Here is a 25,406-nt window from a genome sequence, read left to right as displayed (position 1 = left end):
GCGTCTTGGGTTGCTTGGTGGAATGCTGGTCGGTTGCATCAGGGTCTTGGTTATCGGACTCCGCAGGAGGTGGTTGATGGTGCTTTAGTGGTCTTATAATTGTCGGAACTAAAGCCAGTACATATCATGAGCGTTAAATCTCCACAAATAACCTCAAACCAAACCAGAAAAGACCCTTGCCCCACCAGCGCACAACCAGACTAACAGCTACGCAATTCACCACACTACTACAAACCCTGAACAACCACCTCACCTGAGGAAAACCAGGAAACAGACCACCAGCCCTCACCCTATCCCAGGCACTCAAAGCTACTTTGCTCTACCACCGGCACAACCTCACCGAAGAACCCCTCGCAGCCCTCTACAACGTATCCCAACCGACAGTTTCAAGAACCATCAACCGGATCAAGACGGCACTGGATAAAATCCTCAAACCACTCACCCAACCCTTAGAAAAAGCACTCAAAGCACCAGGATCACTGGTCATCGACGGGACACTAATACCGGTCTGGAACTGGCGCTCACTAGGTAAAACCAACTTCTCTGGTAAGCACAAGCGGGCCGGGTGCAATCACCAGGTTACCTGCACCATCGACGGCAAGCTCCTGGTCATCACTGACCCGCTACCTGGTGCTTGGCACGATGCTTATGCTTTCACAAAGCATGGTTTAGATAGGTACTTGGATGAGACAACCTTAGCTGATAAAGGCTAGGTAGGTTTGGGGCTACTGACACCAACTAAGCGTAAACCTGGGGTGAAGACATCGAAGGCTGTTAAGGACAATAATCGTGTGATGAACAGGGTGCCAGGTGTGGTGGAACGTGTCATCGCGCAGATTAAGACCTAGCGTGTTTTGCATTCGGGTTTCTGGCGTCTTTTGGGTTCTTATGGGTGGGTGTTTTTGGTGGTGTGTGGGTTGGTGTTTTATGTGGCCGGGAGGACTTTTGAATAACCCTCAAAAGCCTCTCCCCCAGGTCCGCATCCACCACCAGATCGGTGATGGCACCGGTGGCGAGGGCGGCGCGCAGGGCAACAGCGCGGTGGCGGCCGGCAGCCGCGCACACGCGTCGTCCTATCTTCACCAGCTCTGCAGGGGTGGGGCCCGTCGCCCGCTGGTTCAGGGCAAGATCAGCCCAGGTGCCATCCTCCCGCAGCAGAACCGTGCACATATCCCCCACAATGCCCTGCTCCTGCAGCTCCCGCATCTGCTCAGCATTGAAATAGCCACCGCTATAGACATGCGACTTAAGCTCACCACCAAAAGCACCCACCCCAAATAGGGCCACATCTGCGCTGCGCTGCACCGCCAACACACCGCGAATCGACCGCTCCCGCCACATAGCCGCCTTCGTATCGGCAAAATCAAAGAAGGCAGGCACCGGGAAATGCACCATCTGCGCCCCATAGGCAGATGACACCTGCCCAAGAATCGCACCCGAATACGGGATACCCGTCTGCACGGCATTGCCCGCCCCGTTCAGCTGAACTACCGTCACCCCGGTCAGAGGCCGCTTGGGCAGAAACTGGGCTACCTCGGTCACGGTGGAACCCCAGGCAACTCCCAGGGTCGTTCCCGGAACAATCAGAGAATCCAAGAGGTTCGCTGTGGCTATTGCCACTCGCCTCATACGATCCTGCTCCGTGGCATGGTCAGGGGCCCGAACCACGGTAGCCCGCACCCGATAAAGGTCGGCAAGCCGCTTTTCCAGGGGATCAGATCTATAGGCCTTCTCGTTGATCTGGATGGTCACAACCCCGGTTTCACGTGCCGTTTTAAGCAGGCGTGATACCGTAGGCCGCGACACCCCCAGCCGGCTAGCAATGGCCGCCATGGTCTGGTGTTCCCGGTAGTAAAGATGGGCTGCCTCCACCACCTGATTCTGACTTTTGTTCATCATCTCTCAATATTAGATGAAATTTTGTTCACACGGCTGGCCTAATCTGCACCGGGTAGTTGAAATAGTTACCAAGACATTAACCAGGCAACCCGTCGCAAGGAAGATCCCCATGACTGCCACCTTCACCACCCAGTCCCACCTCACCGCAGAAACCCGCACCCAGGCCCTAGCCGCCATGACCGATAAAGCGGGCGTAGACGTCCTCATCATCGGCGGCGGTGTGACCGGCGCAGGCATCGCCCTGGACGCCGCAACCCGCGGCCTACGCACCGCCATTGTTGAGGCAGGCGACTGGGCTGCAGGCACCAGCGCCTGGTCCTCCAAGCTCGTGCACGGCGGCCTGCGCTACCTCTACAACCTCGACTTCAAGCTGGTTGCCGAAGCCCTCAAGGAACGCGGCCTGCTGCTCGAACGCACCGCTCCCCACCTGGTCAAGGCCCAGCCCTTCCTCTGGCCTCTCAAGATGCCCGTGATTGAGCGCGCCTACTCCGCCGTGGGCATCGGTATGTACGACACCATGGCCTTCGCCGGTGCCGGCGGCCACCGCACTGTGCCCGCCCAGCGCCACTTCACCAAGGAAGGCACCAAGAAGGTCTTCCCCGGCATCAAGGATTCAGCCTTCACCGGCGCCATTCAGTTCTACGATGCCCGCGTGGACGACGCCCGCCTAGTCATCGACCTCATCCGCACTGCCGCTGGGTACGGCGCCCTGGCAGCCTCCCGCACCCAGGTCACCGCTATTAACAAGGACGCCGCCGGGCGAGTCACCGGCGCCCAGATTGTTGACCTTGAAACCGGCGACGAGAAGACTGTCAAGGCCGCCCACATCATCAACGCAACCGGCGTGTGGACCGAAGAATCAGAGTCCATGGCAACCAAGGATCAGGGCCTGAAGGTGCTGGCTTCTAAGGGTGTGCACATCACCGTGCCCCGCGACCGTATCAAGGCAACCAGCGGTATCTTTACCAAAACCGAAAAGTCCGTACTCTTCATCATCCCTTGGCAACGCTACTGGATCATCGGCACCACCGACACCCCCTACACCGAGGACCGCGAGCGCCCCGTCGCCACCAAGGCTGACATTCGCTACGTGCTCGACCAGGCCAACAAGCTGATTGCCGATGAGCTGACCGAGGCAGATATCATTAGCTCTTACGCTGGTCTGCGCCCCCTGCTGCAGCCGGTGGCTAAGAAGGGTGAGAATGCCGCATCGACCAAGGTGTCGCGTGAGCACACCGTCATGGAAATTGCCCCGGGTATGAGCGCTATTGCCGGTGGTAAGCTGACCACCTACCGCGTGATGGCTGAGGACGCCGTGGACTTTGCCCTGGGCGACCGCGCTAAGACCCTGCCCTCTGTCACCGAGAACATCAAGCTGGTCGGTGCTGAAGGCTATGAAGCTTTGGCTGCCCGCACCGATGCGCTGGCCGCTGAGAACAGCTGGGATGCTGCCCGCGTGGAGCACCTGCTGGAGCGCTACGGCGCTGAGCTGGCCGATATTATCGCCCTCATCAAAGAAGACCCTGCCCTGGGTACTCCCCTGGCGCAGGCACCCCAGTTCCTGCGGGCCGATGTGACCATGGCCGTGCGTGCTGAAGGTGCCCTGCACCTTGAGGACGTGCTGGTGCGCCGCGTCCGCCTGGATCTTGAGGCTACCGACCGCGGCCTGTCCGCTGCCGACGAGATTCTTGAGATTATGGCCGCTGAACTTGGCTGGGACGAGGCCACCGTGGCCCGCGAAAAAGCGATTTACGCCGAGCGGGTTGAGGCTATCGCTGCAGCTGAAACCCACACCGAGGACGCGGACGCCGCGGCTGAGGTTCTCGGGGCAGCCCACGTGGCTCCCCGACGTCCTGTCACTACTCTCCACTAAAACATCATTAATCACTAACAACCGCCGGGTGCCCGTTTCGGGCACCCGGCCCGCACAGAAAATACGAGGTCAACGATGAGCTCACTACTGGCAGCTGGCGCTGAAGCTAGCATCCAGGCAAGCGCCCTTATCTCAGCAGACGGCAATGCGACCCTGCTTGGCGCTTTTGTTTCTGAAGTTATCGGTACCGGCATTCTGATTCTGCTGGGTGCGGGCGTGTGTGCCGCAGTTACCCTGCCCAAGTCAGCGGCTAAGAACACCGACTGGCTGACCATCGCCTTTGGTTGGGGTTTTGCGGTTTTCGCGGCCGTTTATATGTCTGCCCCTTCAGGTGCTCACCTCAACCCCGCTGTTACCCTGGGCCTGCTGATTGCCGGTGGTGACTTTGCCCCCGGTATCGCCCCCACCGTTGGTCATTTCTTTGTCTACGGAGCAGCCCAGATGATCGGTGCCTTCCTGGGCGCCTGGGGTGCCTACCTGGTGTACAAGAAGCACTTTGACGAGGCTGAGCCCGGAACCACCAAGGGCATCTTCTCCACCGGCCCCGCCATTCGCTCCTACGGCTGGAACACCCTGACCGAGGCCTTCGGTACCTTCGTTCTGGTGGGCTTTGTGCTGGCCTCCGGCAGCACCCCCTCAGGCCTGGGCCCCCTGGCTGTAGCCTTCATCGTTGTCGCTATCGGCCTCTCCCTGGGCACCCCCACCGGTTACGCCATCAACCCCGCCCGCGACCTCGGCCCCCGCATCGCCCACGCCCTCATGCCCATCAAGGGCAAGGGCTCCTCTGACTGGGCCTACGCCTGGGTTCCCGTTGTAGGCCCCCTCATCGGTGCCTCCGCAGCCGCAATCCTCGTCCCCGCCCTGCTGGGCTAAGCCGGCCACCGGCGTCCGCGCCCTAAACTAAAGACAACCCCTTACCGCGCCAAGGACGGCGCGCACACGAAAAGAGAAAAACCATGTCACAGCTCCCCGAGCGTAAGAAGTACGTCCTCTCCATCGACCAGGGCACCACCAGCTCCCGCGCCATCCTCTTCACCAAGTCCGGTGAAATCAAGAGCGTCGGCCAGCACGAACACGAGCAGATCTTCCCCAAGGCCGGCTGGGTTGAGCACGACCCCATGGAAATCTGGGAAAATGTGCGTAAGTCCGTGGGTGAAGCCCTGACCAGGGCAGAAGTCAACCACCACGAAATCGCAGCCGTCGGCATCACCAACCAGCGTGAAACCGCCATCGTCTGGGACAAGAACACCGGTAAACCCGTCTACAATGCCATCGTCTGGCAGGACACCCGCACCCAGAAAATCTGTGACGAGCTCGGCGGCGAAGAAGGCCCCGGCAAGTACCACGATATCGTCGGCCTCAACCTGGCTACCTACTTCTCAGGCCCCAAGGTCAAGTGGATCCTCGACAACGTTGAAGGTGCCCGCGAGAAGGCAGAAGCAGGCGACCTGCTCTTCGGTAACACCGACACCTGGGTCCTCTGGAATTTGACCGGCGGTGTAGAGGGCGGCGTGCACGTCACCGACGTGACCAACGCTTCTCGCACTCTGCTGATGAACATCAAGACCCTGGAATGGGATGAATCCATCGCCGCCGACATGGGTATTCCCATGAGCATGCTGCCCGAAATCAAGTCCTCCTCCGAAATCTACGGCTACGGCCGCTCCAAGGGTCTACTCAACGGCACCCCCATCTCAGGTATTCTGGGCGACCAGCAGGCAGCCACCTTCGGCCAGGCCTGCTTCGAAAAGGGCATGGCCAAGAACACCTACGGCACCGGTAACTTCATGCTCATGAACACCGGTAACGAGCCCGTCATCTCAGAAAACGGCCTGCTCACCACCGTGGCATACAAGCTGGGCGACGCCGACCCCGTCTACGCCCTCGAAGGTTCCGTTGCGGTCTCCGGCTCCCTGATTCAGTGGCTGCGCGACAACCTCAAAATGATCGACAACGCCGCCGAGTCAGAAGAACTGGCTACCAGCGTTGAGAACTCCGGCGGCGCCTACGTCGTCCCAGCCTTCTCCGGCCTCTTCGCTCCCCACTGGAAGTCAGATGCCCGCGGCGTCATCGTTGGCCTGACCCGCTACGTCAACCGCGCCCACATCGTCCGCGCAGCCCTTGAGGCAACCGCCTTCCAGACCCGCGAAGTGCTGGATGCTATGAACGCCGACGCCGAGGCAGCCGGCACCAAGGTTTCCCTGGAAGAACTGCGCGTTGACGGCGGTATGACCGCCAACGAGTTCCTCATGCAGTTCCAGGCTGACCTGCTGGGCGTACCCGTCATCCGCCCCAAGGTCATTGAAACCACTGCCCTGGGCGCCGCCTACGCCGCCGGTATCGCCGTTGGCTTCTGGGACGGCGAGCAGGACGTCATCGACAACTGGTCCGAAGACAAGCGCTGGGAACCCCAGATGGACAAGGACGAGGTCGAGCGCCAGTACCGCCTGTGGAAGAAGGCTGTCTCTAAGACCCTGGACTGGGTCGATGAGGACGTCGAACAGGACTAAGCACCGGCTAAGTCGCAATTTAGCGCTAGGCTGGTTGTCTTGAGCTGAAACAATAGCCCTGCATCGTCACCTACCGGTGAGGTGCAGGGCTATTTGTATGCCGCCGAACTAGACTACTTACATGACCTACCACACCTATACCCTTACCCCGCTGGGTGAAATGATTTTGGCCTCCGACGGGCAGGCCCTCACCTGTGCCTGGTTTACCGGCCAGGCCCACTTCCCCAAGCAGGAGGAGCTGGGGCACCGCATTGAGGTGAGCGACTGTGAGGTGCTGACCGACGCCCAGGCCCAGCTGCTGGAATACTTTGCCGGGAAACGGACCGTTTTTGAGCTACCGATTGCTCCTGACGGCACCGATTTTCAGCTGGCGGTGTGGGCGGCCCTGCGCGAGATTCCCTACGGCTACACCACCACTTACGGAGCTATTTCCAAGATTGTGGGGCCGGGTGCCCCGGCTCAGGCAGTTGGCCAGGCTGTGGGCCGTAATAAGGTTTCCATTTTTATCCCCTGCCACCGGGTAGTAGCCTCAGATGGCAAGCTCACCGGCTACGCGGGCGGGCTGGAACGTAAAGAGTTTCTGCTGGACCTCGAAGAGCCCAGCGCAGAAGTTGAAGGGCGGCTCTTCTAATGACCGATACCCGGGTAGGTACCGACGGGCTAGTGCGCCCTGTCTGGGCCGCTAGCGGTGGTGATATGCAGGCCTACTACGACAATGAGTGGGGCGTGCCCGTCACCGACGAGCAGGGCGTCTTTGAGCGCCTCTGTCTCGAAGGTTTTCAGGCTGGACTCTCCTGGCGCACCATCTTGACCAAGCGCGAGGCCTTCCGCGAACTCTTTGAGGGCTTTGAGGTTGAGAAGGTCGCGGCTTTCACCGAGGACGACGTGGAGCGGCTAGCGGCGGACGCCCGCATTATTCGCCACCGCGGCAAGATTCGCGCAGCTATCGGCAACGCTCAGGCAACAATCGCTCTGCGGTCGGTCGGCCAGGTGACGGCTCCCGGTGGAGCCGCCATCGACCTAGCGGCGCGGACGCTTGCGGCAGGCCAGCAGGTTGAGGCAGGTTTACCCGCCCTCATCTGGTCTTTCATGCCCGAGCGCACCCCGACCCCGGCCGTCCTCTCTGATATTCCCACTCAGGATGAGAACTCCCTGCTACTCTCTAAAACCTTGAAGAAGCTGGGCTTTAAGTTCATCGGGCCCACCAGCGCCTACGCCATGATGGAAGCCATCGGCGTGCTCGATACTCACCTGGTGACCTCCCACCGCCGCGGCATCTCAGGCTTGTGGAACGAGGACGGCACGCGGCGAAACTGAAATTCCGTATGCGGAGAACCAGATTCAATGTCCAAGCAAGATTCTAGAACATCAGTTGTAGGGACCCATGAATCGTGAACCGTTCAGATGCATCATGTGAGTTGGCTCTTCAGCAATCCAGGCTTCGGTCTCCCACGCCAAATCAGCAATAAACCTCCGAAGCGTTGCGCGGTCTGGGAAACAAGAAACATATACCAGCCCCGCAGAAGTCTGTGAAAATAGAGATTCGAGCTCTGAATAACGCCAATGGTCGACAGGGCGGTGCGTTGAGCATGTCTTCGAAGGTGGTCATACCTGCTCCTTAGCCGTTGGTCGTGTTTTACCCCTATTTTACGAGGGGAAGTCAATGTGTTACCGACAGCAGGCACCTTCCCAACTGTGGGTAATAATGTTACCTAAGCTATTTGGCTAGTAAATATGGTGATGGAAAGGGCCTAGCGGCAAAATCCTATAGATAATCTGGCTTCTTCGGGGATACCCAGGGTTGAGAAGATGCAGCTTCGCAGGGTGGGGTCAGGAACATTAACTTCGAAGGTTTCTTCATCGGGATCAATCAGGGGCGGACGGTAGAAGGGATCCTCGTAGCGGTCGGGAAATAGCTTCCAGAAGATAGGGAGAGGACGCTCAGGCGCCTGGGGGTCGCCGGTATAGATTTCGAAGGTGGCAACAAAAGGTGCATGTCGCCGGAGTAGAAGCCGACGATGCGCTCTGAAGCTGGGTAATCACCGGGGCGTGCGAGTAGACCAGCAGAGTATTGCCGCGAATTTCCCAGGCTAAATCGGGTAGGTCTGCGATGGCTTCTTGGGTTGCGCTTGCGGGGCCTGTGCCTGCCATGGTGTTAGCGGTTGAGGCATCGACAAGAAGTTGTTTTGTGGCGAAATCAATGGTCAGGTTTTTGAAATGTACATCGAGGTAGCCGTCGTATTTGCTCCAGTGCACGTGGCCGGTGAAATGGAGTTTGCCGGGGTTCTCGGGGTCAAAGGTTTGGCCGGGTTTTGCTTGCCATTCGATGTCTTTAGTACCGGCTACTAGACCTGCACCGTCGAGGAAGTTTTCTGAGCTAGCCCCCCCAGATAGCTCCGCCAGCTATTGACGTAGTTCCAGTTGGCGCTACCTGTTACCAGGCGGGTTTCTTCCGAGGCTGGCAGGCTATCAGCGCTAGCAAGGGTGGCGGGTAGGTCAGTAGCAGTGGGTCTGGCGCTGGCGGTAGGAGCTGTGGCTCCGCCCATGATGAGCGCCGTAGTGAGAGCGGTTGTAGCGAGTAGTGGCTTCACGTCAGTCGTCCTTGATGAGCTGGTGTGTATGGAAAGCACCGACAGCCCATTATATATTACTTAGTGCTACCTTATAAAAAAGTTTGGGTGCCTAAATATAATAATAAGGTAGACCAAAACAAGACAAGGCTAACAGGTCAATTAAGTTATATTTTTATAACCTATTTGTAGTGAGTCGCTGGCGCTTCACCTCCACAGGCATCTGTTCACATCCCTGTGCGAAGATAGGAGCTATGACTTCCACTTTCCCTCCCGCCTCAGCTCCCACCGCCTGCGTCTGGATTAACGGTGATGCCGCCGAGGCTGCCACCTACTATGCACGAACCCTGCCGCTGACTGCGTCCGCCCCGGCTCCCGGTGTGGGAACCCTCAGCATCGACGGCACCGATCTGCTCCTGCTGGGAGCAGACGCCACCTACTCCCCTAACCCGTCCATTTCGGGTTTCCTGCGGTTTAGCCCCGAACGCTTCGGCAGCCTAGAGCAGGCTGAGCAAGCCCTACGCCACACCTATACCGCCATCGGTGAGGGCGGGGAGCTCATGCCCCTGCAGGCCTATCCCTTCGCACCGCTTTTTGTCTGGGTGCGCGACCGCTACGGCTTCACCTGGCAGCTCTTCCTTGAAGAAAATCCCAGCGACCTGCCTTTCTTCACGCCCTGCTTCATGTTTGGCAATGTAGCCCACGGCAAGTGCGAAGAGGCAACCAACACCTGGATGTCGCTACTCGGCGGCGAGCGTCTAAGCCTGACCCGCCATGGTGAAGGCTCCTATCTCGAACCCGAGGCGGTGCAGATGACCACCTTTACGATGGGCGGTGGAACCTTCACCGCTATCGATGCGGGCGCCTTCCATGACTTCACCTTTGATCCGGGTGTTTCTATGACCCTGTTCTACAAGGATCAGGCGGGGATTGATGGGGCTTGGTCGGTGCTTTCGCAGGTTGCGGACGCCGAGCGCTGCGGCTGGTGCGTTGATGCCTACGGGGTCTCGTGGCAGGTTCTCCCTCAGAACATCGGCCAGCTCATGGCAGATACGGACGCCCGCTCCAAGCTGCTGAGCATGGGCAAGATTGATTTGAGTCAGCTCCCCTAGGCCTATGTACCCCTCGATGCAGTTGCCGAGCACCATGCCGGGTTTGCCTACGGGGTCGGGGCCGCCCAGATTTACCAGGAGTTCTACAGCAACAGCGAGCTGCGTACCAACTGGTTCTTGGCCACCACCCAGCGGCTGCAGCTACTCAGGCTGGTTGCGGCGTCCGCCCGCTTTGCCGGGCTCAAGTTCTACCGCTTTGAGGCACGTCAGGATGACGCGGAGCAGGTTCAGTTTGCGGCTCTCACCCTGGTGCTCCCCGGGGTACTCAAACAGGTCATCTTTCGCGGAACCGACGATACGCTTACCGGTTGGAAAGAGGATTTTCATCTAGCTGCCCGGCAGCAGATTCCGGCCCAGGCGCTTGCGGTTGACTACCTCTCGCGTGCCCTGGCCCGGGCACCGAAGACGCCCCTGTATGTCACAGGCCATTCTAAGGGCGGGCACCTGGCAGTACACGCGGCCAGTATGCAGAGCGAGAAAGCCCAGGATCGTATTGACGAGCTGATTACCTTTGACTCCCCCCGGCTTTGTGCCTGACTTTCTCGACCACCCCGGCTACCGGCGCACCCTGGATAAAACGGTGGAGTACATCCCGGTCGACAGCATCGTGGGCCGCCTGATGTTCAAGCAGGGGAGCCCGCAGGTGGTGGCCAGCAGCTTCTTCGGCTTGGTTCAGCATTCCATTTTTAACTGGCATGCTGATGCTCGGGGGCACTTCATGCTGACTGAGCACCCCACGCCCGCCAGCGACCGGGTTGAGGCGGTCACCCGGGCCTGGCTAGCGCGCCACTCTCCCGAAGAGGTGCAGCAGGTGGTAGATATTTGTTTTGGCCTAGCTATGGATGAGGGCTACACCAGCCTGTTAGCTATTGGCCAGAATATTGTTCCCTTCATCCAGCTCATGCGTGCCAAAGCCCAGGGGCTTGACCTCGAAACCTACCAGCTGGTTCAAGATGCCCTCGATGATTTCTTGGTCTTGTGGCGCCAGACCCGCAGTGAGCAGCGAAAGACGAGCGGGGGCGTCCTTAAAATAGCTAGGCCCCGAGTCCTTCCCCTTCTGTGGATGGGAAGCCGGGACCTAGCTGATGCGTTCTCTACCGAGCGGGGCGGACGCCTGCCCTAGCTGACGGTGACACGCACGCCGGTCTTGGGGCGGGTCAGCAGCTGGGTCATGCTGAAGGTGGTGTCTTCGGCGTCTTCAGAGATGGTGACGTTATCTGCTGAGAGCGCTGCGATGGTGGAAGACAGCGCAGCCACCGCGATTTTCTCACCGGGGCAGCGGTGGCCGGTCAACACATCGCCGCCGCCCTGGGGGATGAAGCCCTTGATAGCTTCGTAGTCGGGCTGGTCGAGGAAGCGCTGGGGGTCGAAGCTGGTGGTGTTCTTCCAGAGCTGGGGTGAGGTGTTGGTGCCCAGAACGTCCAGCAGGACGCGCTGACCCTTCTGAATCGGGCAGCCCGAAAGTTCGGTATCTTCCTTGACCATGGCGGGGAGCATGGGAACGAAGGGGTACTTGCGGCGGGTTTCCTGGGCAAAGGCAACGGCTTCGGGAATGTTGACCAGGCGGCCGTCGGCATCCTCCGCTGCTTTCTTGACCTTAGCGGCCCACTCGGGGTTCTCAATCATAGCGACGGCTGCGAAAGCGGCGAAGCGGGAGACAGCTACGGTGGGGCGGGTAAGGTTCTGCAACTCAATACCGGCCAGCTTGGCAGTAACCAGCTCGCCCTTTTCGTCGCGCAGGTCAGCCATGTGGCGCACAACCGAGTCGGGTTCGACGGTCAGTTCGCCAGAGCGGACCTTTTCGATGAGCTCTTCGGCCCAGGCATCCAGCTTCTTGCGGTCAATCCAGGAAAGTACGTTCTGCTTAAGCTCACCGAAGGTGTCGAGTAAGTGGCTCATCTGGGTGGCGCGCTTGTTGAGCTCGCGGTCGGACGCGGGCGCCCCGGCCCAGCGGAAGGCGGCGCGGCCGTAGGCTACAGCAATATCGTCGTAGATGTTACCCGGGGTGGTCTTCCAGCGTTCAATAAGGGCCTTCATTTCTTCTTCAACGAAGCCCTTGAAAGCTTCAACGCGCTCGTCGGCGTAGGCCATTTCAGCCATCTTGGCCTTACGAACCTTGTGGGCTTCACCGTCGAGGGTGTGAACGGCGCCTTCACCGAAGAGGGGGCCCTGGATTACTGCGGGCATGGCACCGCCGCGGCTAATCTTGGACTCGTCGTAGAAGAAATCCACGGCTTCTTCGCCGCGAATCAGGGTTGCGGTACCGCCCAGGGCGGAGAAGATGACGGGGCAGTGCGACTCTGCGGAGACCCCGGCCTTGCGGCGCTGGTGCGACATAAAGAGGTAGCCCTGCTTGATGAAGCTGGGCAGCTGGTCATTCAATAGGTTTTTTACGGGTGTGATGCTCATACCAACAGTTTACTTTCTTTCAGCGGGTATTTAGACCAGCTGGTCAGGCGAGTTTGCCTTCACTTTGCTGGAGCAAGAAAAGGACGCCCGCCCCAGCTCCCCTGCCCGGTGGCAGGGTGGTGGGGCGGGCGTCCTGATATATCAGCGCCGAGTGCTGTCGCCAGCCTTAGGCGGGCATGATCAGCGAGAGTACGTAGACCCAGACACAGAGGATAACCAGCAGGGCCAGCGAGTACTTGATGGCTGCGTTGGTGATCTTTGATTCCTGGCCAGACATGTTCACCGATGCCGCCGCAATCGCGATGGACTGGGGTGAAACGACCTTTGCCATCACGCCACCGGCGGTGTTAGCTGCAACCAGCAGGCCGGAGTTGGCACCAATCTGGCTTGCGGTGGTGGCCTGCAGGCCGGCGAAGAGGGTGTTGTTGTTGACCACGGAGCCGGTGACGAAGACGCCAATCCAGCCGATGATGGGAGAGAAGAGCGGGAAGATGGAGCCGACAGCCGCCAGGGCCAGGGCCAGGGCGGACGACATACCACCGAAGTTCATCACGTTAGCAACAGCCATGACCAGGCAGATGAGCAGAATGGGCTGCCAGAGCTGCTTCCAGGCGCTGCCGAGTTCTTCGAAGGCGGCCTTCCAACTGATGTTGGAGATAGCGATGGTGATCAGGGCGGCGAAGAGGATAGCGGTGCCGGATGCGCCGAAGAGGGTCCAGTTCCAGACTGCCTTCATGGCGGTTTCTTCTGCCACGATGGGGGCGACCTGGGAAATCTGGCCGTGCAGGGCGGGCATCTGGACGGGGATGGTGGTCCAGTTCAGGGCACCCGCTGCGCTGGTTTCGGTCTCAGCCTTAACCAGGGCCTTGATGAGCGGGGTCGACCAGAGCAGAATCATGATGGACAGGATGATGAAGGGGCTCCAGGCCTTGACAACACCGGAGAAGGTGAAGCCGCTGGGGCTCTTCTCAAGTTCTTCGAGGGAGGGGGCGCCAGGTTCGCGGTAGATGTGGGCGGGCTGCCACTTCATCATGGTGACGGCCAGCAGGATCAGACCAAGCAGGTAGGGGACGATGTCTACCAGTTCGGGGCCGATGGCCAGCAGGACGCCTGCCTGGGCAGCGGAAACGATAACACCCAGGCCCAGAGCAACCAGGCCGGTTTCTCTGAGGCCGCGGACGCCGTCCAGCATCATGACCAGCAGGACGGGGATGAAGATGGTGATAATCTGCAGGACCCAGACCATCATGGAGTTCAGCTCAGCCTGGGGTACGCCTGAGACAGTGGAGCCGGTGAGGACGGGGATGCCGATAGCGCCGTAGGCACCGGAGGCAACGTTGGAGACCAGGGCCAGAAGACAGGCCTTGACGGGTTCGAAACCGAGGTTTACCAGCAGGGCGGCACAGATAGCAATCGGAATACCGAAGCCCGCAGCACCTTCGAGGAAGCCGCCGAAACAGAATGCAATCAGAAGAACCTGGATGCGCTGGTCAGCGGAAATCGCCGAGACCGAACCGCGAATCACTTCGAAGTTACCGGCTCGGACGGTGATGCGGTAGAGCCAGACGGCCATGAGCACGATCCAGCCGATAGGCCACATGCCCGAGAGGAAGCCGTAACCGATGGCTGAGAGGGAGGAGGCAAAGGGCATGCCGAAGACAAGGACGGCCAGTGCCACGGCCGAGGCCAGGGAGACGAGGGCTGCGTGCAGGCCCTTCATTTTCAGGACGGTGAGCCCCAGGAGGAAGACGAGGATCGGCACTGCCGCCACGAGGGCTGAGAGCGCCTGGTTGTTCAGTGGGTCGTAGACCTGCTGCCACATGAGTATGGGTTCCTTCGCTGCGGAGGTGTGTTCCGCGATTGGTTTTGTGTGCTGTTTGCACTTTTCTACCTCCGAAATTACCACCAATTCACACACAAAACTTACGAAAAACAACCCTGCGCGAGGGTATCTGTAAAGGTCAAAAATGACCTAAGTGGGCCTGTCTAAGACGCATGCCCACATCGGAGGGTATATTTTTGCATCAGACCTAGTCAAAAGCCTTTTATCCCTCCACTCAACATGTGTTACCCCACTTAAAAACACCCCCACCCTAACACCGTGGACTTCCTTACACCGGCAACAGTTTCCACCCCAATAACCACACCGCTTAAGTAAAACCCACAGACCCACACATACCTACCGACGAAGTAGCAAAAATTAACCGTCCCGCTACTTAACTTTTGAATCACGGCTTTAAATTTTGTACAGGCAAGACCCTAGAATGGTGTGAGGTGGCTCCATGAGTCACATCACCGCACATCTACTGTTACCATTCCCCAAGGATTCTCATGCCTGATTTCCGACGCCTATCACACCGCCGTTCGGCGCTTGCCCTTCTCGCTTCTACCGCCACGCTGACTCCCCTACTCACTGCCCTATCAGCCCAGGCTGCCGAGCTCACCCCAATTGCTACCATCCAGGGCACCGGAGCTACCAGCCCGCTCGCCGGTCAAAGCGTCACTACCCGCGGTGTTGTCACAGCCGTCTATGCCGAGGGCGGCCTACGCGGCTACTTTATTCAGACCGAGGGAACAGGTGCAGAGAACCGCACTCCGGGTGCTTCTGACGGTATCTTCGTCTACTCCCCCTCCACCGTGGCGCAGGTTTCTCAGGGTGACCTCGTTGAAGTAACCGGCGCAGTTTCTGAATATAACGGGCAAACCCAGATTACGGTGTCCCGCTCGGCTGACCTCACCGTCCTTGCTGTCCCCTTTACCCCGGTTACCCCGGTGACCGGCCAGCTACCTGAGGGTGAAGAGGCCCGTGAAGCCCTCGAAGGTATGCTCCTACAGCCCACCGGCGATATCACTGTCACCGACAACTACAACACCAACCGCTACGGTGAGGTTGGCCTTGTCAATGGCACCCAGGCTCTACGCACCGCAACCGACATCGTAGCCCCCGGCGCCGCAGCCCTCGCCTACGAAGTAGATAGTGCGGCTAAGGTTCTTCTGCTTGATGACGGCGCAACCGTTGATTACAGCCGCGCAGGCACCGGTACCCCGTTACCCTATGTCTCCACCAGCAACCCGCTGCGCGTCGGAGCTGCCGTCAGCTTCAACAACCCGGTTGTCCTGGGCTACTCTTTCAACGCCTGGCGTCTGCAGCCCACTGCTCCGGTCAACGGCGCAACTGACCCCGCTGCGCTGCCGGCGTCCTGGTCCAACACCCGCACAGCGGCCCCTGAGGTAGCAAGCGAGCACAGCATCTCTAGCTTCAACGTCCTCAACTACTTCACCACCGTGGGCGACACCATCGCAGGCTGCAAGTTCTACACCGACCGCGAGAAAAACCCCATCACCGTCAGCGGTAGCTGCGCGGTACGAGGAGCTGCAACCCTAGCTAGCTTCGAACGCCAGCAGTCGAAGATCGTTCAGGCTATCAACAAGATCGATACTTCTGTACTCTCCCTGGAAGAAATCGAGAACACACTAGCCACCGGTCACGATAACCGCGATATCGCCCTCAACAAGCTGGTTGAAGAGCTCAATAAGGACGCCGGCTACGAAAAGTGGGCGACTGTTACTTCACCCAGTGTTCTGCCTGCCAGTGAGGACGTCATTCGCACCGCCTTCATCTACCAGCCCGCTGAGGTCAAGCCGGTCGGTGAATCCGCAATTCTCGATGATGCAGCTTTCTCTAATGCCCGTCAGCCTCTAGCTCAGGCCTTTGTACCCGCAGGTTCAGCAGCAACCAGCGGTGACGATGTCTTTGTAGCTGTTGTTAACCACTTCAAGTCCAAGGGCTCCGGTAGCGGCACCGACGCTGACCAGAATGACGGCCAGGGTAGCTCCAATGCTTCTCGCGTCACCCAGGCCCAGGCTCTGGTGAACTTCGCTGCGGCCCAGGGTGAACGACACGGCACCCAGAACATCATGCTGCTGGGTGACTTCAACTCCTATACTCAGGAGGACCCCATGCAGGTGCTCTACTCTGCCGGTTACACCAATCTGGGTGAGAAGTACGATGCTGGCCATACCTACCTTTACGGCGGTCGCGTTGGTTCGCTCGATCATATTCTGGCTTCCCCTGCCCTGGCTGAGAAGGTAGAGAGCGCTCAGGTCTGGAACATCAACTCTGTTGAGTCCGTGGCGCTCGAATACAGCCGCTACAACAGCAACATCACCGATTTCTACGAGGCTAACGAGTTCCGTTCATCAGACCACGACCCCCTGCTGGTCGGTATGAATCTGACTCCCGAGCCGATTTCTTTTGTTGATGTTACCGAAGCCGATATTTTCTACCATGAAATTATGTGGCTGGCTCAGCAGCGCATCACGACCGGCTGGGCAGATGGCACCTTCCGCCCCTACGACCATGTTGATCGCGGAGCTACAGCCGCTTTCTTCTACCGTCTAGCGGGCTCCCCCGCCTTTGAGGCCCCCGAGACCCCCTCTTTCAAGGACGTAGACCAGACCCACCCCTTCTACAAGGAAATTGAGTGGCTCAAAGCTGAGGGTATTACCACAGGCTGGGCAGATGGCACCTTCCGCCCCTTCGAACCCATTAAGCGCGACGCTATGGCTGCCTTCTTCTACCGCTACGCAGGTGAGCCTCACTATGTAGCGCCTAAGGGGTCACAGTTTGTGGACGTTCCCGAGAGCACCGTTTTCTACCGTGAAATTATGTGGCTGCGTTCTCGCGGTATCACCACGGGTTGGGGCGACGGCACCTTCCGCCCCTACGAGCCTATTAAGCGCGATGCCATGTCCGCGTTTATTTACCGCTACGCTCACAACAAGTAGCAGTTGCCTTACACCTGCCTGTGAGCGCTACTAGATAACAGTATGACCGCCTGCTCCGACTACTTCGGGGCAGGCGGTTCTTTATAGTTTGATGCGGTAGCACTGTGTGCTCGGCTGTTCTGCCAAATCGGTGAGGGTTCTCTCCAGGCTGGTGATGCGGATGCCCGGGGCGAGCACGGTGGTATCGGTAGGCAGGTGCAGCTCCCCGTGGTGCACGGTGTAGTCTTTGGCGCGGGTACGGTGGTAGCAGTAGACGTGTACCGTCTCGGGCAGGCTTTCTAGGGGTAGCCCGTGGAGTAGGGCGGCTGTCTGGTGGGAGAAGATAATTCCGGGGTAGGACGCCGCCAGAGCCAGTCCCCGGGCAAGATAAACTTCTTCCGGCGTGAGACTATCCCAGTCGGTGCGGTGCAGGTAAAAACCGCGTGCTACCCGCCGGTAGAGCCCCCGCGCTATTGCAGCCTCAAGCCGGTAACGGTTGGGGTAACGGGCGGTGAGCTGCTGGCAGGTGAGCAGTTTCTGGTTGAGTTCTTCAAGCTGAGTCATGCCACTAGACTAGAAAAACTAGGTCTAGCCAGTACAGGCAGGGGCAGCCTGTGGATAACCCTGTAACCGCACCTACCCCGTATTTTCCGGGCAAAACCTGGGCGCAGGCGTGCGCGCCTCCCCGAAAACGGTGGAGCCGTGACGCGACTATGACGCCCGGTAAGCGATATCCACAGGGCAGCTTCACCAGCTTACCCCGCTCTTCAGGCAACAAAAAAGCTCCGGCCACTAGGTTTTACCCTAGTGGCCGGAGCTTTATCTGTCGGGTTGACAGGATTTGAACCTGCGACCCCTTGACCCCCAGTCAAGTGCGCTACCAAGCTGCGCCACAACCCGATTGTCTCTCGTGAACTTTACCGTTCCCTTGAGCACTCGTATAACTATACACACCTCTTTGAGAGAGTGCAAAATCGAAAACCGGGTTTTTGGGGCTTTTTGGAGCGTTTTAGGTCACAGTTCAAGCAAGCCGGTATTAACGGCGTCCGCCCTTACCTGACTTACCGCTCTGGCGCTCCCCCAGGCTGCGGCGCTCACGCACGCGCATGGTGATGTCGATGGGGGTGCCGGTGAAGTCGAAGGTCTCACGCAGGCGGCGGGCGATGAAGCGGCGGTAGCCGGGATCGAGGAAGCCGGTGGTGAAGAGAACAAACTTGGGCGGGCGGGAGGAAACCTGGGTGCCGAAGAGGATACGGGGCTGCTTGCCGCCACGCAGGGGGTGGGGGTGGGCTGCCACGATTTCACCCAGGAAGGCGTTCAGGCGGCCGGTGGGGATGCGGGAGTCCCAGGATTCCAGGGAGTGTTCCAGGGCGGGAACCAGCTTGTCCTTATGCCAGCCGGTCTTAGCTGAGATGTTGACGCGATGGGCCCACTTCACGTGGGCCAGGTCGCGCTCAATCTCGCGTTCGAGCATTTCGCGGCGGTCTTCGTCGAGGGTGTCCCACTTGTTGAAGGCCAGAACCATGGCGCGGCCGGCGTCCACTGCCATCTGCACGATACGGACGTCCTGCTCGCTCAGGGGCTCAGAAACATCCAGGAGCACCACGGCGACCTCGGCACGCTCAATAGCGGTCTGGGTACGCAGGGAGGCGTAGAAGTCTGCGCCCTTGGCCATATGCTGGCGGCGGCGGATACCCGCGGTATCGACGAAACGCCAGGGGCGGCCGCCCAGTTCGACGATTTCGTCCACGGGGTCACGGGTGGTGCCGGCCAGGTCGTTAACCACGGCGCGTTCTTCACCGGCCAGCTTGTTGAGCAGGGAGGACTTGCCCACGTTGGGGCGACCGATCAGGGCGATACGGCGGGGGCCGCCCAGGGCTTCGGGCTCGGCGTACTGGGAGTGCTCGGGCATAACCTCAAGCAGGGCGTCGAGCAGGTCGGCCAGGCCGCGGCCGTGCAGACCAGAGACCGGGTAGGGCTGGCCCATACCGAGTGACCACAGGGCGTGGACTTCGGGTTCCTGGTGGCTGTCATCAATCTTGTTGGCGATCAGCAGGATGGGCTTGTCGATACGGCGCAGCATACGCACGATAGCCTCGTCGGTTGCGGAGATACCGACCAGGGCGTCAACAACCAGTAGCACGACGTCCGCGTGGGCTACAGCGATTTCAGCCTGTGCCGCGACCTGGGCGTCGATACCCTTAGCGTCGGCTTCCCAACCGCCGGTATCGACCAGGGTGAAGTCCTTACCGGCCCATTCGGCCTTGTAGGAAACACGGTCGCGGGTCACGCCGGGCTTATCTTCAACCACGGCTTCGCGGCGGCCCAGGATTCGGTTAATAATGGTGGACTTGCCGACGTTGGGGCGGCCGACGATGGCGACAACGGGGTCGGCTTCGCGGTTGTCGTCCTCGTCGGTGTCATAGCCCCAGGACGCCAGAAGCGCGCGGTCTTCCTCGTCCAGGTCGTAGTCTTCCAGGCCAGCGAGTAGGGCTTCGGCGCGCTGGTCTGCGGTTTCGTCGTCAATTTCGGCCAGGCGGTCCGATACGTCATCGTCGCCGCCGCCGAGGAACTTGACCTCGTAGTCGTCGTGGGGGGTGAGTTCGTCGCTCATGGGCGATACCTCCTGTGGTGGTTTCCGGCGGGTGCCGGTGCGTTGGTAGATAAGTTTAGTTCACGGTGGGGCGGACGCCTGCACGTCGCCCGGTCGCTAGCGCTTGAGTTGGCCTTCGACGGCTTCGATGACCGCTGCGATGGTTTCTTCGAAGTTGAGTTCTGATGAGTCAACGAGGGCTACGCCTTCGGCGGCTTCGGTGAAGCTGGTGACCTTGGAGTCTTTGGCGTCGCGGGCTGAGACCTGGGCTGAGAGCTGCTCGGAGTTCTGGGTGCCGCCCAGCTGCAAGCCTCGGCGGGCAAGGCGGACTTCTTCGCTGGCGGTGAGCAGGACGCGGGCGTCGGCGTCGGGGGCAACGACGGTGGTGATGTCGCGGCCTTCTGCCACCATGCCGGTGGTGGAACGGGCGATGAAGTCCCGCTGCAGGTCGATTAGAATCTGGCGGACGTCCATATTCGAGGCAACGGCAGAGACAGCCTCTGAGATGCGGGGTTCGCGGATAGCCTCGCGCACGTCTACTCCCCCAACCTCGATGACCTCTTCGTCGGGGCTGGTACCCTGCACATAGGGGAAGCCGCGGGCGGCAGCAACCAGGGCTACGGCGTCCGCGGTGTCTACCCGAGTATCCAGGCAGTACCAGGTCAGGGCGCGGTACATAGCGCCGGTGTCTAGGTATTCGAGCCCGTAGTGGCGGGCCACGGCCTTAGAGACCGAGGATTTGCCAGAGCCAGAAGGGCCGTCAATGGCGATCACGAGCTTGTCAGACATAGTTTTCTTCCTTACTTGACGACCTTCCAGCCGCGGCTGGTGAGGTCTTCGATGAGTTTTTCGTGTTCATTGGGGTTGACCGAAATTTCGGCCATACCGACCTGGGCGCCGGGTGAGTGTTCCAGGCGCAGGTCTTCCAGGTTGACGCCCAGTTCGCCGATTTCAACCAGCAGGCGGGCCAGGGTGCCGGGGGTGTCGTCCACCAGCACGGTCAGCTGGGCAAAGGCGGACGGTGAGCCGCCGTGCTTGCCGGGGATGCGGGCGACGCCCGAGTTACCCTCGCTCATGAGCTGGGCGATATCGAGGCGGGCTCCGGCTGCGGTGGGGGCTTCCAGGGTGCTAATCAGGCGCTCTAAATCCTCGCGCACCCCGTAGAGGGTCTGCACTACGGGTTCGGCGTTAGCCGAAAGGATCTGCACCCACAGCCCGGGATCCGATGCCGCGATACGGGTGGTATCGCGTAGCCCCTGCCCGGCCAGGCCGAGTGCATAGAGGGGGGTGTCCTGCAGGCGGGAGGCCAGCAGGGAACTCATCACCTGGGGCACGTGGGAAATCAGGGCGACGGTGCGGTCGTGCTCTTCCACATCCATATGGGTGATGGTTGAGCCCAGTTCGGCTGCCAGCTGTTGGACTACCTTCACCAGTTCGGGGCGCACCGTCTCGTGGTCGCAGAGCACCCAGGGGCGGGCTGAGAAGAGCTCACCGCGGGCAGCCACGGGGCCGGATTTTTCGCGCCCGGCCATGGGGTGGGTGCCCAGGTAGCGGCCCACATCGGCCCCTGCTTCCTGCACCGCGCTCAGAATCCCCGACTTCACCGAGGCAATATCGATGACAAAGGACGCCGGGTAGTCGGCGAGCGCGCGCACCACCAGGTCGGCGGTGACGTCCGGGGGTGCCGCCACAACGACCAGCTGGGGGGCAAGTTCCAGCTGGGCAGGGGCGTCCTGCCCTGTTTTCCCTTGCCATTCGTGGGCTAGGGCCCGCAGGGAGGCGCCTGCGCCGATGTCTTCGGCGACGGCTTCGGTGGTGGGTGAGATATCGGAGATATAGACCGTGTAGCCGCGGTGGCTCAGGCCCAGCCCGATGGAGGCACCCAGCAGGCCCGCGCCAATCACCAGGACGGGGCCGTGCAGATGGGAGTCGAAGACGGTGGGTGAACCGCTCATTACATGCCTACCGAGGCCAGCAGCTTACCGATTTCGACCTTGGACAGGTTGCGTACGGTGCCCTGCTTCTGGGAGCCGATGTGGATGGGGCCCATCTCAACGCGCACGAGCTTCTCGACGGGGTAGCCGACGTGCTCGAACATGCGGCGGATGATGCGGTTCTTGCCGGAGTGGATGGTGACCTCAACGAGCACGTGGCCGGGGGTTGAGTCAACCAGCTTGAACTCGTCAACGCGGGTGATGCCGTCCTCCAGGCGCAAGCCCTTCTTCATGGCTGCACCGATACCGGGTTCCATGGGGCCGGGGACCTGCACCAGGTAGGTCTTGGGCACTTCGTAGGAGGGGTGGGTCAGGCGGTTGGCCAGCTCGCCGTCATTGGTCAGCAGGAGCAGGCCTTCGGTTTCAACGTCCAGGCGGCCCACATGGAAGACGCGTTCAGTCATGGATGAGCGCAGGAAGTTGGAGATGTTGGGGCGGCCGTCGGGGTCGTCCATGGCTGAGACGACGCCGGCGGGCTTGTTGAGCACCATGTAGACCAACTTGTCGTTGGTCTGGATGGTCATGCCGTCGACCTGGATGGTGACCCGGTCGGGGTTAACACGTACGCCGAGTTCGGTTACAAGGACGTCGTTGACGGTCACGCGGCCCTCTTCAATCATTTTTTCGCAGACGCGGCGGGAGGCCACACCGGCGGATGCCATGACCTTCTGCAGGCGGACGCCCTCGTGGTCGTAGAAGGGGTAGTGGTCGACGGGTGCGTTCTTGGGGCGGCGCGGACGGTGGGGGCCAAAGTTCTTGGAGCCGCGGTTAGCGGGGCGGAACTCGCCCATTTCCTTAGCGAAGGGCTGGCCTGAGCGGAACTTGGGGCCCTTACCGGTACCGGCTTTGCGGGGGCCGCCTGGGGTGCCGGGCTTAGCGCCCTTGTTGCCGGAGAAACCTGAACGACCTGAACCGCCCTTACCGGTTCCGCCCTTGCCAGCGCCGGCAAAACCCTTGCCGCCGCGTCCGGCTCCTGCTTTGCCTGCGCCGGGGCGGCCGCCGCGGTTTGAGTTACCTCGTGATGAGTTGTTTCCGTATGCCATATCTTTTATCTCTTTCCTCTGTGTCGTAGTTTCTGGTGATGCCGCAGCTAGCGTGTGCGCTAGCTGGGGTCATCCAAGTCTAGGGTGGTGCTGCTGCCTACCTCGTGGGGATCGGGTAGGTAGGGGGCCAGGGCGGGAAGCTCGTCAAGGGAGTTCAGCCCCAGCTTTTCAAGCAGGTTGTCTGTGGTGATGTACTGGGTGGCCCCGGTTTCATCGGGAACGGTCTCGGTAATGAGGCCGCGCTGCAGGAGGTTGCGCACCGCCGCATCTGCCGAAATCCCGCGTACCTGGGCGATATAGGCCCTGGTGGCCGGTTGCTGATAGGCAATGATGGCCAAGGTTTCGAGGGCCGCCTTGGTGAGTTTGACGGTCTGGGCGCCCACCACGAACCGGCTGACCCAGGGTGAAAAATCAGCCCGGGAGTAGAGCCGCCAGCCTCCTGCCACCTGGCGGAGCTCAAAGCCGCGGGGCTCGTGGGTGCCGGTGGCGTCGTCGTAACCGTCGTAGTCGCGCATCAGCTCGTCGAGGGCGGTTTCAATGGCCCGCTCTGAGACAATCAGGGCCGCCGCGAACTCGCGGACGCTCACCGGCACATCGGCTACCGCCAAAATCGCCTCGATAGCGGCTTTCACACCGCCGGGCTGGAGCTCAACTCGGTTGAGTTCGTGGGCGGATGCCGCCACCTGCGGGGTGGCTTTCGTTGGCTTGGTAGCGGGTTGGGGTGCTACCGGGGAGGTTTCTTCTGGTGCTGGCTCAGCCTGCGGTGCTGGCTCAGGTTCGGGCTCTTGCTCCGGTTCAGCGTCCCAGCTGCCGGAGAGCAGAATCTTGAGGTCATCGTCGGTGTAGTCGGGGTTCCCACTCATTCTGTTCCTCCTTCCCGGTGGGCGGTTGCTGGGCCTTCAAGGCGCAGGGTGATGGGGCCCAGGGCCTGGCCCTGTTCTACGGCGAGTTTGCCCTCTTTATAGAGTTCTAGCACCGCAAGAAAGCGGACGGCCACAACTTCGCGGCTGGCGGCGTCTGCACAGGCCTCGGCGAAGCTCAACTGCCCACCGCTCTCCCCCAGCTTGGCCAGTAGTATCGCTTCTTCAGCTGCGATGGTGGTGGCCGGGGTGTAGATGTGGCCGGTGTCGATGAGCTCGGGTTCCGGTTCGATATCGGGGTCTTCATGCAGGCGCAGGGCACGGGCGGCAATCTCAGCAAATGCCTGCGGGGTCAGGTCGAAGACCAGCTCGGGTAGTACTTTGGTGAAGGCCGGTTCGAGGGCTACGGTGCGGGAAAAACGCTGGTTTTCTGCGGTGAAGCGCTCTTCGAGCACACTTGCCACCTCGCGGTAGGCCCGGTACTGAAGCAGGCGGGCAAAGAGCAGGTCGCGGGCTTCAAGCAGGTCGGGGTTAGCGGCAAGAGCTTTGTCGCTACGCGGGAGCAGTCGAGCTGTTTTGAGTTCGAGCAGGGTGGAAGCGGTGACGAGGAAGTCGCTTGCGGTGTTGAGGGCGGCGTCGCTGCCGTCTTCAAGCAGGGGGCGGATATAGGTGAGAAATTCGTCGGTGACTTCAGCCAGTGCAATATCGGTGATATCGAGTTTCCGGCGGGAAATCAGGGTGAGCAGCAGGTCGAAGGGGCCTTCGAAGTTGCTCAGGGTGAGCGTAAAGGGCGCAGGGGCGCTCTCGGTAAGTGTGTTCGGTACCGTCACGGCAGCGAGTCTCCTGTGGGTCTTTGAGCCAGGATTCGGCGGCTTCTCATTGAGCCGTTCTTTTACTGTGTTTTAACCATTGTGCCCGCCTGCCCCGAGGTTCTTCAAGGGCAGACGGGCAAAAGTAGCCTAGAGCATAGGGTCAGGCGCGTTTAGGGGGCGCCGCCGCGGGAGATCAACTCGCGGGCCAGCTGGCGGTAGGCCTCGGCACCGGGGTGGTTCGAGGCGTACGACAGGATGGGCTCTGCCGATACGGAGGCATCGGGGAACTTAACGGTGCGCTTGATGACGGTGTCGAAGACCTTGTCGCCGAAGGCGTCGACGATGCGGGCCAGCACCTCTTTTGAGTGCAGGGTGCGGGAGTCGAACATGGTGGCCAGCACGCCGTCGATTTCGAGCTTGGGGTTCAGGCGGTCCTGCACCTTTTCGATGGAGTCCACCAGCAGGGCTACCGCGCGCAGGGCGAAGAACTCGCAGATGAGCGGGATGATAACGCCGTGGCTGGCGGTCAGGGCATTGACGGTGAGCAGGCCCAGGGAGGGCTGGCAGTCAATTAGGATGACGTCGTAGTCGTTTTCGACCTTGCGCAGGGCGCTGGCAAGAACCTGCTCGCGGGCGACCTCGTTGACCAGCTGCACTTCGGCTGCGGAGAGGTCGATGTTGGCGGGGAGCAGGTCGATGTTCTCGAATTCGGTGCTCTGGATAACCTCGCAGATATCGACCTTGCGGTCCATCATGACGTTGTAGACGGTGAGGTCGAGTTCGTGGGGGTTGGCGCCGAAACCGGCGGACAGCGCGCCCTGGGGGTCGAAGTCGACGAGTAGGACGCGGCGTCCGGCTTCTGCGAGCGCGGCACCGAGGTTGATGGTGGAGGTGGTTTTTCCGACGCCACCCTTTTGGTTGACCATGGAGATGATGCGGGCGGGCCCGTGGATGGAGAGGGGGG

At 60.4% G+C, this 25,406-nt stretch carries 23 protein-coding genes, 1 tRNA gene and 2 pseudogenes; 11 read left to right on the top strand and 15 right to left on the bottom strand.

Going from position 1 to position 25,406, the window contains the following annotated elements; genetic code table 11:
- Positions 1 to 293: 293 nt before the first annotated feature.
- Together E4U03_RS13585 and E4U03_RS10065 are read left to right on the top strand one after the other, a co-directional pair.
- Positions 294 to 425, top strand: a pseudogene (locus E4U03_RS13585) (transposase family protein); the annotation flags it as partial.
- Positions 405 to 713: a transposase family protein gene (locus tag E4U03_RS10065; RefSeq protein WP_280741587.1), complete on the top strand. Its 309-nt coding sequence runs from the start codon at positions 405 to 407 to the stop codon at positions 711 to 713. The pseudogene E4U03_RS13585 and the gene E4U03_RS10065, both read left to right, overlap by 21 nt.
- Before the next feature lie 124 nt (positions 714 to 837).
- Here E4U03_RS10065 and E4U03_RS10060 read toward each other — a convergent pair whose 3' ends face one another.
- Entirely contained in the window at positions 838 to 1,899 is a 1,062-nt protein-coding gene (locus tag E4U03_RS10060) for a sugar-binding transcriptional regulator (protein ID WP_322785921.1), read from the bottom strand.
- Between the two features lie 109 nt (positions 1,900 to 2,008).
- Between E4U03_RS10060 and E4U03_RS10055 the strand changes: the two genes are divergently transcribed.
- From E4U03_RS10055 to E4U03_RS10035, 5 genes are all read left to right on the top strand, one after another.
- Entirely contained in the window at positions 2,009 to 3,772 is a 1,764-nt protein-coding gene (locus tag E4U03_RS10055; RefSeq protein ID WP_135013497.1) for a glycerol-3-phosphate dehydrogenase/oxidase, read from the top strand.
- 75 nt (positions 3,773 to 3,847) lie between these two features.
- Positions 3,848 to 4,645: an MIP/aquaporin family protein gene (locus tag E4U03_RS10050; protein WP_135013495.1), complete on the top strand. Its 798-nt coding sequence runs from the start codon at positions 3,848 to 3,850 to the stop codon at positions 4,643 to 4,645.
- Between the two features lie 83 nt (positions 4,646 to 4,728).
- The gene (gene glpK / locus E4U03_RS10045) at positions 4,729 to 6,282 is read left to right on the top strand and encodes a glycerol kinase GlpK (protein ID WP_135013493.1); all 1,554 of its coding nucleotides are present in this window, start codon (positions 4,729 to 4,731) and stop codon (positions 6,280 to 6,282) included.
- Between the two features lie 121 nt (positions 6,283 to 6,403).
- On the top strand, positions 6,404 to 6,913 hold the full coding sequence (locus tag E4U03_RS10040; RefSeq protein WP_135013491.1) for a methylated-DNA--[protein]-cysteine S-methyltransferase: 510 nt from the start codon (positions 6,404 to 6,406) through the stop codon (positions 6,911 to 6,913).
- On the top strand, positions 6,913 to 7,599 hold the full coding sequence (locus tag E4U03_RS10035; protein WP_135013489.1) for a DNA-3-methyladenine glycosylase I: 687 nt from the start codon (positions 6,913 to 6,915) through the stop codon (positions 7,597 to 7,599). The genes E4U03_RS10040 and E4U03_RS10035 overlap by 1 nt, the downstream gene beginning before the upstream one ends.
- Positions 7,600 to 7,650: 51 nt before the next feature.
- On the opposite strand, the pseudogene E4U03_RS10030 reads toward E4U03_RS10035, so the two are convergent.
- The 3 genes and pseudogenes from E4U03_RS10030 to E4U03_RS10020 form a co-directional block, all read right to left on the bottom strand.
- Positions 7,651 to 7,857, bottom strand: a pseudogene (locus E4U03_RS10030) (BsuBI/PstI family type II restriction endonuclease); the annotation flags it as partial.
- Positions 7,858 to 8,223: 366 nt separating this feature from the next.
- Positions 8,224 to 8,610, bottom strand: coding sequence for an HtaA domain-containing protein (locus E4U03_RS13810; protein ID WP_416220630.1), 387 nt, complete (start codon positions 8,608 to 8,610; stop codon positions 8,224 to 8,226).
- Positions 8,611 to 8,627: 17 nt separating this feature from the next.
- Complete coding sequence (locus E4U03_RS10020; protein ID WP_135013487.1) at positions 8,628 to 8,873, bottom strand: hypothetical protein; 246 nt, start codon at positions 8,871 to 8,873, stop codon at positions 8,628 to 8,630.
- Between the two features lie 233 nt (positions 8,874 to 9,106).
- Between E4U03_RS10020 and E4U03_RS10015 the strand changes: the two genes are divergently transcribed.
- The 3 genes from E4U03_RS10015 to E4U03_RS10005 all read left to right on the top strand — a co-directional run bounded on the left by E4U03_RS10015 (position 9,107) and on the right by E4U03_RS10005 (position 11,087).
- Positions 9,107 to 9,964, top strand: a complete 858-nt coding sequence (locus E4U03_RS10015) for a VOC family protein (protein ID WP_135013485.1) — start codon at positions 9,107 to 9,109, stop codon at positions 9,962 to 9,964.
- Between the two features lie 117 nt (positions 9,965 to 10,081).
- Positions 10,082 to 10,501 carry an Mbeg1-like protein gene (locus tag E4U03_RS10010; protein ID WP_167752398.1) on the top strand — a complete coding sequence of 140 codons (420 nt, stop codon included), beginning with the start codon at positions 10,082 to 10,084 and terminating at the stop codon, positions 10,499 to 10,501.
- On the top strand, positions 10,476 to 11,087 hold the full coding sequence (locus tag E4U03_RS10005; protein WP_135013481.1) for an Mbeg1-like protein: 612 nt from the start codon (positions 10,476 to 10,478) through the stop codon (positions 11,085 to 11,087). The genes E4U03_RS10010 and E4U03_RS10005 overlap by 26 nt, the downstream gene beginning before the upstream one ends.
- Here the strand turns inward: E4U03_RS10005 and E4U03_RS10000 are convergent.
- Positions 11,084 to 12,373 (bottom strand): cytochrome P450, encoded by a 1,290-nt coding sequence (locus E4U03_RS10000; protein ID WP_135013480.1) that lies wholly within the window; start codon positions 12,371 to 12,373, stop codon positions 11,084 to 11,086. The genes E4U03_RS10005 and E4U03_RS10000 overlap by 4 nt on opposite strands.
- Before the next feature lie 166 nt (positions 12,374 to 12,539).
- Complete coding sequence (locus tag E4U03_RS09995; RefSeq protein ID WP_135013478.1) at positions 12,540 to 14,195, bottom strand: L-lactate permease; 1,656 nt, start codon at positions 14,193 to 14,195, stop codon at positions 12,540 to 12,542.
- 509 nt (positions 14,196 to 14,704) lie between these two features.
- Here E4U03_RS09995 and E4U03_RS09990 point away from each other — a divergent pair.
- Positions 14,705 to 17,161: an ExeM/NucH family extracellular endonuclease gene (locus tag E4U03_RS09990; RefSeq protein WP_135013476.1), complete on the top strand. Its 2,457-nt coding sequence runs from the start codon at positions 14,705 to 14,707 to the stop codon at positions 17,159 to 17,161.
- A gap of 81 nt (positions 17,162 to 17,242) precedes the next feature.
- On the opposite strand, the gene E4U03_RS09985 is transcribed toward E4U03_RS09990, so the two are convergent.
- The 9 genes from E4U03_RS09985 to E4U03_RS09945 all read right to left on the bottom strand — a co-directional run.
- Entirely contained in the window at positions 17,243 to 17,704 is a 462-nt protein-coding gene (locus tag E4U03_RS09985; RefSeq protein ID WP_135013474.1) for a hypothetical protein, read from the bottom strand.
- A 262-nt stretch (positions 17,705 to 17,966) separates the two neighbouring features.
- Positions 17,967 to 18,040: transfer RNA gene (locus E4U03_RS09980), tRNA-Pro, on the bottom strand.
- 136 nt (positions 18,041 to 18,176) lie between these two features.
- Positions 18,177 to 19,754 (bottom strand): ribosome biogenesis GTPase Der, encoded by a 1,578-nt coding sequence (gene der / locus E4U03_RS09975; RefSeq protein ID WP_135013472.1) that lies wholly within the window; start codon positions 19,752 to 19,754, stop codon positions 18,177 to 18,179.
- 96 nt (positions 19,755 to 19,850) lie between these two features.
- Positions 19,851 to 20,522 (bottom strand): (d)CMP kinase, encoded by a 672-nt coding sequence (cmk, locus tag E4U03_RS09970; RefSeq protein WP_135013469.1) that lies wholly within the window; start codon positions 20,520 to 20,522, stop codon positions 19,851 to 19,853.
- 11 nt (positions 20,523 to 20,533) lie between these two features.
- Positions 20,534 to 21,688: a prephenate dehydrogenase gene (locus E4U03_RS09965; RefSeq protein WP_135013467.1), complete on the bottom strand. Its 1,155-nt coding sequence runs from the start codon at positions 21,686 to 21,688 to the stop codon at positions 20,534 to 20,536.
- Complete coding sequence (locus E4U03_RS09960) at positions 21,688 to 22,770, bottom strand: pseudouridine synthase (protein WP_135013466.1); 1,083 nt, start codon at positions 22,768 to 22,770, stop codon at positions 21,688 to 21,690. The genes E4U03_RS09965 and E4U03_RS09960 overlap by 1 nt, the downstream gene beginning before the upstream one ends.
- Before the next feature lie 59 nt (positions 22,771 to 22,829).
- Positions 22,830 to 23,633: an SMC-Scp complex subunit ScpB gene (gene scpB, locus E4U03_RS09955; RefSeq protein ID WP_135013464.1), complete on the bottom strand. Its 804-nt coding sequence runs from the start codon at positions 23,631 to 23,633 to the stop codon at positions 22,830 to 22,832.
- Positions 23,630 to 24,460 carry a segregation and condensation protein A gene (locus E4U03_RS09950; RefSeq protein ID WP_135013462.1) on the bottom strand — a complete coding sequence of 277 codons (831 nt, stop codon included), beginning with the start codon at positions 24,458 to 24,460 and terminating at the stop codon, positions 23,630 to 23,632. Before E4U03_RS09950 ends, scpB begins: the two co-directional genes overlap by 4 nt.
- Positions 24,461 to 24,612: 152 nt before the next feature.
- A partial coding sequence (locus E4U03_RS09945; RefSeq protein WP_228066160.1) for a ParA family protein occupies positions 24,613 to 25,406 on the bottom strand: 794 nt, incomplete at its 5' end.

It is taken from the genome of Rothia nasimurium (genome assembly GCF_004569295.1).
Lineage (GTDB): Bacteria > Actinomycetota > Actinomycetes > Actinomycetales > Micrococcaceae > Rothia > Rothia nasimurium_B.
Note: the sequence above shows the minus strand (reverse complement) of the source record. Positions and strands in the feature narration are given on the sequence as shown.